This window comes from Bartonella sp. AD24XZML, assembly GCF_042196485.1.
Taxonomy (GTDB): domain Bacteria; phylum Pseudomonadota; class Alphaproteobacteria; order Rhizobiales; family Rhizobiaceae; genus Bartonella.
Genome location: NZ_JBHIQH010000114.1, coordinates 1 through 10,426 on the forward strand (window position 1 = coordinate 1; position 10,426 = coordinate 10,426).

The window sequence follows — 10,426 nt, forward strand, 5'->3', positions numbered from 1 at the left end:
CAATAAAAGTGACATTCCTGCTCTCAACCCTGATCGCTTGAAACAAACCTATCAAGCTGCACTCAATGATATTGGTTCTGCGATAAAAGCTTTCAAAAATGATCCTTCTCACTATCGCACCACTTTAAAAAATCTTGGTGAGCGCCTTTCTGATCGTGTAGAAGATCTCACAACAAAATTTGATCGAAGTGATATCATCAACGCGCTTATGAAGGATGGCATGACCCGTGCGGATGCACAAACAGCAGCCAACCATGCTGTTCAACTCTATCAAAGCGCAGAGGAAAAAACCGAANGATGCACAAACAGCAGCCAACCATGCTGTTCAACTCTATCAAAGCGCAGAGGAAAAAACCGAAAAAGCTATCAAAGCCCTTGAAGAACAGGCAGAAACACTCTCAGACAATCTTGAAGATGCTGTTAAGGGTGCAAAAAACACAGCCACGAAAGTCACGAACACAGCCTCCAATATGGGATGGTGGGGCTTTTTAGGAAGCTTGATCGGCGCCGTCATTTCCAGCGTTTTTGGCTATTATGGATACAGAAGCCGCAAAGACTTTTTCATGCTTTAAAAATTTATAGCTTAGAAAGTATAAAACCAATAAAAAGCTGTACAATCCGTACAGCTTTTTTTGCACCTGCGTGAAAAGCTTTTTGGATAAATGGCAACTTACGACCTTACAATATTCAGACAAAGCTTTTTAAAATTCAAACTTGAAAGCAAAATACACAAATGATGAGAGAATATTGTGCTCATCTGCCTTAAAAAAAATCAACAATCTTCGAAGAGAACAACCTCTCTTTTTAATAAGAACATAGAGAGCTCTTTTATATGCAGTGTATCCCTTCAAAAAAAAGAGCAAAAAAATCAGGTATTTCTTTGTTGTTAAGAAAAAAGCAAATACTCATCTTCAATGATATTACTAAAAAACACCTCAAAAAAACAATGATATAACTTCAAAAAGAATAAGAAATATTTTCAAACAACATGACATTTGACAAAAAAATAAACCCATGCTACGCGTTAAGATGTGGTAGTTTTTCATTTAAATTATCATGTATTTTTATCAATTATAAGGGGAGGAATATATGAATATTTCACTTAATAAAGTAAAAGATGTTATTGAGTTAGCTGCTGAAGAGATTGAGCCAGTAAGGGGAGGGAGTAAATACGCTCAGCGCAGCGATATTCAAGTATATCAAGATGAACTTGATATGAATGGTTCGCTCGAAGTTTAAGAATGTATTGTTAATACAGATCTGCTTATCCATCAAACTTTAAAAAATTAAGCATATTTAAGTGCATGTTTGAATTATTTTCAGAGGACTTTGCTCAAAAAGTTTGGGCTAAGCAAGCAGCTGAATTGTCAATTTCACACATCCCTTTCAGTGAAAGGGATGTGTTGGACGCTCTAAGGCAATACGCTCTACATCCTTGTAAACTCTCAGCGTCTAATCCTAAATCCGAAGTCATAACAGTGGTTAATGGCGTGCGGAGCCCACATCCTCTTCCAAACTTTCTTGTTTTAGAGACGGATAGGACTATAAAAGAGTATACTGCCCGCGTTGATCAATATGCCGAAGGGCAAGAATGGGCAGTCATGTATTATGGGTTATACGCTGCAACCCCTGCACTATGGGATGCAGCAAAAAAGTTTGCAGATCAATTAGCACATTCTTTAGGTTTTAGACCCGGTGGACGCGTGGATATTGACTGCTTCATCGGCCGATATTCTTCTACCTATGTTGGAGTCCATGTGGATCACGCCCATAATTTTGGTTTTACTCTACAGGATGGCAAAACAATGTTTGCTTGGCCTGGCACACGAAGAGACCTCCAAGGGCTAAAATATCCTGAATATGAGCAACATAAAACAACAGCAATTGCGCTGCAAAATCGGACAGACCGCGTTGCCTATTTTCCTCATGATGCCTTCCATGTTGCCGAAACGGGAGAAAAGATTGCTGTAAATATCAATGTCGCTTTTTGGGAAACAGCACATGATGCACAACACCATAGAGATTATGTCAAGCATTTACTCCATCTTGATGATCGAACGCGACATGATATCCGCACATCAGGAAGAGCAAATTTAAACCCTGATAATGCTTTTCAGCACTCCGCACTAAACTCTGCCATCACACATGGTACCTTAAAACGCCATATGCTTGTTTCTCAATTAATTTGCGATACAAGTTCACGTTTATGTGTCAAGCGCCCCCTTATTGACGTTTCCGAAATTGAAAGTGAAATCACTCTGCGCCCACTCGCGACCCTCCAATGGGTGCCCTTACTAGAAACAAAAGAACTCCTCATCGCTGCAAATGGGCATTGTGCCAATTTCGAGTATAGCTCTCATTTAGAGAGCTTCCTTTCCCAACTTTCATTAGGAAAAAAATTAGATCTAGCAAAATTAAATGATAAATCCTACAGATATGCGCAGGAAGAAATTTTAAAAACCGTAAAAGCTTTAGCATCTTGGGGAGCATTGTGACAAAGAAAAAATCCATAATTTTCGCCCAAATAGGACTTTTTCTTGTTTTGGGCTTAAGCAGCTTTGCCGATGAAACGGCTCAAGTCACTTTTGCTTTACACTTAGCAGAAAGTACAGCCTCCATTTCAATGCTGCTTTTTGCAGGGCTTATAGGAGGAATTTGTGCAGGTCCCATTGCCCCGCGTCTTTTGCACCGCTTCCAGCCAGCGCACACAGTGACTGTTGTTTTATTGTTTGAAGCACTCTTCATAGCTACAGCCGCAATCGCCAACCAGTTTTGGTTTTATATTGCTCTTTCTTTCGCACTGGGTTGTGCAGGTTCACTGTTTTGGTCTGCTATCCTCGTTGCCGTACCTGACTTCGCAAAAAATGATCAGCAATTAGACCGTATCAACCGCATTATCCAAACAGTCCGTAATCTTGGCTATATTGCTGGACCACTGTTAGGAGGCATGTTGTATGGTTTATCAAACGGGCAAAAAGGGCTCTTTGCACTATCCATCATGGTTCTCTGTGCCGCCTTAATCACCACTTGCTGTTTTAAAAGTTTAAAAATGCATGTGCCAACAACAAGCACAACACAGCCAACCAAAAAGGGCCTAGATTTAAAAGGGCTCTTGCGTAAAAAAAAGGTTGTCTCTGCTCTTGCCCCCCTCATCATTACCATCATCCTCACCTCCACCCTCAATGTATTGTCGATTGTCCGCATCCGCACCGAGCTATCCTTCAGTGCACAAACTTATGGAATGATCAGCAGCATGATCAGTCTTGGCCTTGTGGTTGGTCCACTCTGTTTCTCTAGCCTTTTCCACCGCCTTGGCAATGCCGCTGGAGCATCACTGGCTGCTGCAACCATTGGTTTGGCCATTTTCTGTTTTTCCTTAACACCACTTATATGGCTCATGATGCTGTCATTTTTTATCCTTGGGAGTGCCAACGGTGTACAAAATGCACTCATGGCAAGTTTTATGATGAAAGCCATCCCAAAAGAACAACGAAACAGTCAAATGCCCGCCTATATCTTCATCATACAAACAGCCGTGTGCATTGGTTTTATCAGTGCAGGTTTTGTAAAAGTGCATCACACCCAATACACACTCCTTATCATCAGCATCATTACCATGATCACAGGCATATTAGGTTTTATCGTCAACAGCGCTCTGCAAAAAAAGGAATGGGAGAATGCTTAATAAATTTTATCATCTTGTCTCTTAAAAAAAGTCATGCCCTAGAAATTGCATAACAATTATCATCCGATCAAATCGTTGTATCTCCGATGCGTCTTTATAACAACCAATGTGATTTAAATCACTCTCGTGTGGAGGAACAAACAACCCCAGCAAACAACCATTGCCAAAACTTGATATTTCAAAGCAGAAGAAACCGGTTTAACATCATGCAACAAGACCCTATAGGCTTAAACTTTTACAATAGAACAGGTGGTTATGTATGGCAACTGGCAGACTATATGCTACATGACTTGAATGAAAGCATCCACACGCTTGAATTGCAAAAACCAACGCCGCCCATAGCCATCAATTCTTTCGCTGTCTACCCTTCTAAACTCAATCCTTTATCACGCATTCAATGGGCAAAAAATGTACAAATAATAAAAAACAAACCAGCACTCATTGGCAAACGGCAAATACAACCCATCACCATTGTTTCTACAAAAGGAGCGGCATTTGGCGGATTCGACTTTCCCACATTTGAAGCACTTCGTGAAGGCTGCCTTGTCCAATCCTTAAAAGAAATCAAACTCAATGGTACTCTTCTTGCCTCTGGAAGTCTTTTGATATCACTGCTACGACACGGTCTCATCGAAACAAATCAAAAAGCCTTTTCAGAAAATGATGCAACCGCTCTTTTACGAGAGCCAACATGTATTATCATAGATTCTTCTCTTGGGTTCCTTGCCATTAATCAACTCAATGGACGCACAATCCGGCTTCATGAAAAAACAAAACATCTCTTGCAGCAAGCCGCCACACCAATGCATCTTCAATATCCGCTAGAGGATTCAATAAAGTTTCTTGTAAAAGCAGGAATGCTACGATTGATAAAATTATAAGGATAAAAAGATGCAGCTGATAAGACCTGGCATGGGAACAGAAAATAGTGCTCAACTAATCCATGCGCTTATTCAAATGGCAAGACCGCACACAGTCATTGAAATCGGTGCTGGTGATAGTACGCGCTTTATCGCAAAAGCACTTCAAAAAGCGAAATTATCATGGCAACAAGATAAAAAACTTTTAGAATCTTCCACCTGGAAAGAGCGTACAGCTTTGCTTGATCCTTCAGGAATTCCTGAAAATTACGAACCACGGCTTATCACCATTGATGATTTTTCAGCAGAAGGCCAATCAGCCGAAGAAGCATGGCAAAAACTGCTTCAAGACGGTATTGAAAAAAACATGGTAACATTTATCCATGAGAATTTTTTCTCTCTTGATGAAAGCACCCTCAAATCTTGGGGACCAATAGATTTTGTTTGGCTTGATGCTGGAACGCCCGCAGATGATGTGCGATTTGTTACCACAGTTTGGGAACACATCACCGCTGGTGGTTATCTATGTCTGCATGAACCAACCATGACAACAACAATTGCTCACAATAGCGAACAACGTGTTCGACGTGTTAGAACTCCCATCTGGGAAGAAATTCTCTACCGGCTTGATGGCTCCTATGAGGCTTTAACACTCCCCGAAAACCACAAATATCGCCAAGGTGGTCTGGGAATTATTCGCAAACGCACCCCAGCCGAACAAATTGTACGCGCACAATCACTCCAAGCAGAACTCATAGAAATCAATGAACTTCCCATTCGCAACGATCTTTTGCCCATGGGAAAAGAAACCCTTCACAAACGCAATACCCGCAATTCACTGATCTCTGCCATGACGTCACCGACACTGCGCGCTGTTTATGCCACCATTATCCTTGGTGCAAAAAATCTTACTGATATCCTCAAACATGTCGATTCAGATGCCAAAAACATTCACAAATCCATCAATCGCCTTTTGAATCTTGGACTTATTCACAACACAACAGAAGGATTTCAAGCCGAAGAGACAGCGTGGAAAATGCTAGAAAATAAACATGAGCGGGAGAGGGAAAATTTAAGCGACCGCCATTTAGAAACAGAAGAGATGCTATCAAAAATTGGTGAAGCCTTTCAAATGGGAAAAACCTATAGCGAAACGGAAGTTTCCAAGATATACAACCTCTTTACGATAGACTTTGCCCGATTACGACGCACTCTTGTTGAGAGAGGTTTTTTACAACGCCATGGAGGAAAATATCAACGCATGCGCTAAAAGAGAATGAATAACCTTCCATTAAAAAAATATAATTTCATTAAAAGGTTACAAAATCATTCATCCCATTCATATGTTAACAATCTATGGAGATGAGATTAGCGTGCTCTCTTCGCAAGAGATGCAATGGGGAGGAACAAGAGTGCGAGATGTCAATTAGTTATTAAATAGGGTTAGAAACAGTCAAACCCATCAGGAGAAGATATAGGATCAAGGTCTCAATGATCTTACGATTGTTACGCGAACATCCGGGCGCGGTATTGTTGCTAAATCAGGAAAGACTTATATTGATTTTATGTCATGTTCGTATCTAGGGCTAGAACGTCATCCAGCGTTAAGTAATGCCATAAAGTCTTCCGTAGAGAGATTTGGTGTGCAATATGCAGCTGCGTGAACGCATGTGAAATGTATATTATTTGATGAGCTTGAGTTAAAGCTAAACACCATTTTTCTTGATTCCCACTCTGTCATATTTAATTCCGTAGGTGCAACCCATCTTGCAGTTATGCCCATATTAGGTTCAGGAGAACTTCCAGGATATCCTATAACAGCAAATGGTGTTGTATGGATTATCGATAAAGAAACGCACGCATCAGTGCAAATTTTACGTGGTATACTTGAACAATTTGGAAATTATATAAGAATCCCATTTAAAGATATTGCAACACTAGAGAAAAACCTACAGGAAAGTAAATTACAAAATAGAACGCCTGTTTTGATATCTGACTCTCTCGGTTCTATAGGAGGAGCAAATGACGTTAAAAAATTAACCAAATTAGCAAAACTCTACGGTGGATATTATTATGCGGATGATGCACATGGCACCTCAATCATAGGAAAAAACGGCTGTGGTTATACACTTCATTTATTAGAAAAATACGAAGAGAATCTTATTTTAATTTCTTCTTTGTCAAAAACATTTGGCTCTCATGGTGGTTCATCATCATTTAGCAACAAAGAAGCTGCATCGTTTATTAAGAAATATGCGCTTAATTATATTTTTAGTGGTCCACCTTCTCTCCCAGGAATAGCAGCTTGCCTTGCTTCTGCAGATATTCATCTTTCACAAGAAATTAACCAACTTCAACGTGAACTGCATAAAAATATTTCTTATTTTGATCAAAGAGTCTCCAACATTGAGGTACAGGAACCGCTAAGTCCCATTAGATCTATCTTTATGGGTGCTGAAGACAAAGCGATAAGTGCCTCATATAATTTAAGAAAGCGCGGTTTTTTGGTTACAGCGGCAATGTATCCAACAGTGGCTAAAAAGAAAAGCATTATTCGCGTAGCGATATCAGCAGCACACACTAAACATGACCTCGAAACATTTGCAGCAAATATGAATGAATTGACAGAGCTTTCCTCTGCTTACTGAGATCATAACAGCTTATAAAAATGCGTCCGCAATATTACAATTAAAGCCTATGGCTTTGAAACCAACACATAGAAAAGATTTCTTCTAAATCATGCAAACGCAACTAAAACCACAAGACCGTTTTAATCAGCTCATGGCTAAAATAATAAAGAAACGCACTCAACACCAATATCAATCGTTAGCGGCTTTATACATTCTCAAAGTCGATGAAATAATTAAAATATTTTCTCTCCATCAAATATCGTCATGAAAAGGATTTAGCAATGGAACTTTATTGGATTGTTGCGCAAGAAGAATATGCCAACGCATAAGATATAGAATATTCCTATTCAGAATATACAGAAGAGTTTAATAAAAGAGACATCAAATTCCAGTTTTTAAAATTAGAAGACTGCCTTATCAAAGCAAATCATGCAGATGAATTTATTTTTTTATATCAAGGTATTCCACTGAATCCAGATCATTCTGCATATATTTTATCCAAAGCAGATCTAAACCACAAGCAAGAGCCATCAGTCTCACATTAAGAAATTATTTTAGGATAAGTGGTACACACCTTCTTAACGAATGCATTTATGGCATAGAAAATCTTGACTGGGATAAGATTGCGCAAATGGCATTAGCACGTAAGCTAGGAGCTCCAGTGCTTCCATTCACGATGTGTGGCTATCATAAACAAACAGTACCTACAATCACATCTTTTGTTTCATCAGAATATAAATCTTTCATTTTCAAACCCGTTAGCTCAGGAATGGGATTTGGTGTCATTAAATCAGATGGATTACAACATACAATGAGTATAGGAAATCTGATTTCAACTTCTTCTTCTGAATATTTTTAATGCCTTTTGTAAAGGATGCACAGGATGTAAGATTTTTCTTCATATCAGGAAAACTCTGTTTTGTGAAATTTCGCACACCTCAAGGAGACGGTTATATTGGAAATGTTGCACGCGGCGGCAAAAATACGATTCTTACTGAAGCAGCTTTTATAACCGCATATGGCAAGAAAAAATTCTATCCTGAAATGCTCGGTATTTCTAAAAACATCGTAGAAAAAACAATATTCTTGCAGTGGACTGGCTGGTGAATCAAGAAGGATACTATTTCAACGAAATGTGCATAGCAGAAACAGGGCTGACAAAACTTCCTCAAGAGATACAACAAAATGTATTTGATCATTTAACGACACTTCTATGGAAATTCCATGGGCAAAAATAAAATAACTTTTTTCATCTATAGCACAGTTTTTCTTTCTGAATTTTCCTTTTTCTTTGTACTCCATCTGCTTGGAAACTCTTCTCTCATAACTGCTGCCAATGTTGCTTTTTATCTCGCTGGATCAGTAATCCTTGAAAGCATTCTCATGGTAACCATAACGGGTTTATTAGAAAGATTTTCGCGTAAACTTTTAATGGCTACCGCCTTTATTTTAAGGAGTAGCGCTTTTGTATGCATTATCCTATCGCTCACACCTTCTGCATGGTTGATCTTTTTTACTTTAATGGCTTTTTCGAAAGCAATTTCAAAGCCATTTTTGAGAGAAATTTTATCAGAACATCTCAATAAAAATGCTCTTAAGCGCGCATTAACTCTCTATTCTTTTTTTCAAAATGCTGCTGTCGTTATCGCCCCTCTTGTTGCAACGAGTGCTATAAAATACAACGCATCGACCTTCTTAATGGCTTTTTTTGCACTCATTGGTTTGTATCTTTGTGTTCTATCCATTCAAATTGTTTATCATTACCCGCATAAAACATTATCTCTTGAAAAGAATAAAAAACAAAAAAATCTCTTCTTTCTTCTTTAAAAACAATAATATAAATCGTTCTATTGCTTATTTGCTGGTCACGGCTTTGCTTTGTGCATTCCTCATGGGAATTTTCATTACCACCACAACACTTCTCAGTAAATTTGACAGAAATCTCGCCCCTTATAGTGGAATTTTCTTTTCAATTGTTGGCATCAGTATTTGTATCTGGCAAGGAATAATCAATAAACATCTCAGCCTTTCTGATAAATCAACTTTCTACCTATTATGGCTTATGGGAAGTTTCTCCTCATTTTTCCTCATGGGTGGGGTCTTTACCGCTGTGACTGCATTAATTGCCTACAGTGTCTATGAATCTGTCATGATTCCAGAGATATACTATCAAGCAGGGAAAACAACCTCATCTCTCTCTGCCAGCGTTCTTTTTAGTTATATTCTTGTTATTTCAAATATTGGCCAAGCTGCCGGCTCATGGACAAGTGGATGGATCATCAGCCATTTCAACAATCATATCGCTTTCACCTTTTGCATGATTGTTGGTGCCTCCGCCTTTGCTTCTTGCCTGTGCCTCATGCAAACTAAAAAATAAGCAGCTTCCATGTCACATATAATTTTTGCAACCGGTGGCACAACAAGAGTGCCTAAAACACTTCGCCATAAATGGCTCAATTATGATTTTGTAACACACTCTGCGACAAAAAAGCTCAAAACGGTCTTTAAAGATTGCTCTGTAAACTCCGTTGCAAATTGTCTCATAGCTTAAAGGATTATGGGGTAGACAAGCGTAAGGTAGCTACATTCTGCACGAATAATATTCTATTGATATCCATGTGCAATACAGCCAAATCATTTTTCTTATAATTCGCTCATTTCTGCCATGACCTCACCGACACTACGCGCTGTCTATACTGTTATTATACTTGGTGCTAAAATTCTTTCTGATATCCTCAAACTTGTCAATTCAGAGACCAAAAACATTCACAAATCTATTAATCGCCTTTTAAACCTTAGTCTTATTCAAAACACAACAAAGGGATTTCAAGCAATCGATAAATTATGGCAAGCGCTAGAAGATAAAAATGTACGAAATATGTAAAATTTTAGCGATCGCCATTTAGAAACAGAAGATATACTTACAAAAATTGCAGAAGCATTTCAAATAGGAAAAAACTATCGCGAAACAGAAACATCAAAAATATGTAGCCTTTTTACTTTAGATTTTGCGAGATTAAGACGAACCTTGGTGGAAAATGGATTTTTAAGACGATATGCAAGCAAATATCAGAGCATACGTTGAAAGAAAAAATTCAAGCATTTGAGTTTTTCTTGTGCAGCGTTTTGTTTTTTTGTTTTCTGTAAAGAGAATTTAGGCCAGCTATGCGCCCCCTTAGTATTTAGTGGTATAGATAGTTTGGAGTTCAAGGAATTGTGAGCAGTTTTTTTGTTACAAAAAGTTAGCGGAT

At 38.6% G+C, this 10,426-nt stretch carries 13 protein-coding genes and 1 pseudogene; all 14 read left to right on the plus strand.

Annotation, left to right across the window (positions count from 1 at the left end; translation table 11 throughout):
* Window positions 1–572: pseudogene (locus tag ACFIMX_RS10260) on the plus strand (DUF3792 domain-containing protein); the annotation flags it as partial.
* Between the two features lie 517 nt (window positions 573–1,089).
* Entirely contained in the window at window positions 1,090–1,239 is a 150-nt protein-coding gene (locus ACFIMX_RS10265) for a hypothetical protein (RefSeq protein ID WP_375639779.1), read from the plus strand.
* Between the two features lie 65 nt (window positions 1,240–1,304).
* Complete coding sequence (locus ACFIMX_RS10270; RefSeq protein ID WP_375639778.1) at window positions 1,305–2,495, plus strand: hypothetical protein; 1,191 nt, start codon at window positions 1,305–1,307, stop codon at window positions 2,493–2,495.
* Window positions 2,492–3,685, plus strand: coding sequence for an MFS transporter (locus tag ACFIMX_RS10275; protein ID WP_375639776.1), 1,194 nt, complete (start codon window positions 2,492–2,494; stop codon window positions 3,683–3,685). Before ACFIMX_RS10270 ends, ACFIMX_RS10275 begins: the two co-directional genes overlap by 4 nt.
* Window positions 3,686–3,771: 86 nt before the next feature.
* Entirely contained in the window at window positions 3,772–4,566 is a 795-nt protein-coding gene (locus tag ACFIMX_RS10280) for a hypothetical protein (protein WP_375694444.1), read from the plus strand.
* Between the two features lie 10 nt (window positions 4,567–4,576).
* Window positions 4,577–5,815, plus strand: coding sequence for a DUF2087 domain-containing protein (locus ACFIMX_RS10285; protein WP_375639774.1), 1,239 nt, complete (start codon window positions 4,577–4,579; stop codon window positions 5,813–5,815).
* A gap of 400 nt (window positions 5,816–6,215) precedes the next feature.
* On the plus strand, window positions 6,216–7,193 hold the full coding sequence (locus ACFIMX_RS10290) for an aminotransferase class I/II-fold pyridoxal phosphate-dependent enzyme (protein ID WP_375694445.1): 978 nt from the start codon (window positions 6,216–6,218) through the stop codon (window positions 7,191–7,193).
* 613 nt (window positions 7,194–7,806) lie between these two features.
* Entirely contained in the window at window positions 7,807–8,034 is a 228-nt protein-coding gene (locus ACFIMX_RS10295; RefSeq protein ID WP_375655388.1) for a hypothetical protein, read from the plus strand.
* A 62-nt stretch (window positions 8,035–8,096) separates the two neighbouring features.
* Complete coding sequence (locus ACFIMX_RS10300; RefSeq protein ID WP_375639771.1) at window positions 8,097–8,282, plus strand: hypothetical protein; 186 nt, start codon at window positions 8,097–8,099, stop codon at window positions 8,280–8,282.
* A 117-nt stretch (window positions 8,283–8,399) separates the two neighbouring features.
* Window positions 8,400–9,002, plus strand: a complete 603-nt coding sequence (locus ACFIMX_RS10305; RefSeq protein ID WP_375694446.1) for an MFS transporter — start codon at window positions 8,400–8,402, stop codon at window positions 9,000–9,002.
* Window positions 8,959–9,552 carry a hypothetical protein gene (locus tag ACFIMX_RS10310; RefSeq protein ID WP_375694447.1) on the plus strand — a complete coding sequence of 198 codons (594 nt, stop codon included), beginning with the start codon at window positions 8,959–8,961 and terminating at the stop codon, window positions 9,550–9,552. The genes ACFIMX_RS10305 and ACFIMX_RS10310 overlap by 44 nt, the downstream gene beginning before the upstream one ends.
* 9 nt (window positions 9,553–9,561) lie before the next feature.
* The gene (locus ACFIMX_RS10315) at window positions 9,562–9,726 is read left to right on the plus strand and encodes a hypothetical protein (RefSeq protein WP_375634983.1); all 165 of its coding nucleotides are present in this window, start codon (window positions 9,562–9,564) and stop codon (window positions 9,724–9,726) included.
* A 114-nt stretch (window positions 9,727–9,840) separates the two neighbouring features.
* The gene (locus ACFIMX_RS10320; protein WP_375694448.1) at window positions 9,841–10,059 is read left to right on the plus strand and encodes a hypothetical protein; all 219 of its coding nucleotides are present in this window, start codon (window positions 9,841–9,843) and stop codon (window positions 10,057–10,059) included.
* A gap of 33 nt (window positions 10,060–10,092) precedes the next feature.
* A complete protein-coding gene (locus ACFIMX_RS10325; RefSeq protein ID WP_375694449.1) occupies window positions 10,093–10,260 on the plus strand; it encodes a DUF2087 domain-containing protein in 168 nt (55 codons plus the stop codon).
* The last annotated feature ends 166 nt before the right edge of the window (window positions 10,261–10,426 follow it).

Excerpts from the sequence above, each read along its gene's own strand:
- ACFIMX_RS10265 (WP_375639779.1), top strand. The coding sequence starts at position 1,090 with ATGAATATTTCACTTAATAAAGTAAAAGATGTTATTGAGTTAGCTGCT.
- ACFIMX_RS10270 (WP_375639778.1), top strand. The coding sequence starts at position 1,305 with ATGTTTGAATTATTTTCAGAGGACTTTGCTCAAAAAGTTTGGGCTAAG.
- ACFIMX_RS10280 (WP_375694444.1), top strand. The coding sequence starts at position 3,772 with ATGCGTCTTTATAACAACCAATGTGATTTAAATCACTCTCGTGTGGAG.
- ACFIMX_RS10285 (WP_375639774.1), top strand. The coding sequence starts at position 4,577 with ATGCAGCTGATAAGACCTGGCATGGGAACAGAAAATAGTGCTCAACTA.
- ACFIMX_RS10295 (WP_375655388.1), top strand. The coding sequence starts at position 7,807 with ATGGCATTAGCACGTAAGCTAGGAGCTCCAGTGCTTCCATTCACGATG.
- ACFIMX_RS10305 (WP_375694446.1), top strand. The coding sequence starts at position 8,400 with ATGGGCAAAAATAAAATAACTTTTTTCATCTATAGCACAGTTTTTCTT.
- ACFIMX_RS10315 (WP_375634983.1), top strand. The coding sequence starts at position 9,562 with ATGTCACATATAATTTTTGCAACCGGTGGCACAACAAGAGTGCCTAAA.
- ACFIMX_RS10320 (WP_375694448.1), top strand. The coding sequence starts at position 9,841 with ATGACCTCACCGACACTACGCGCTGTCTATACTGTTATTATACTTGGT.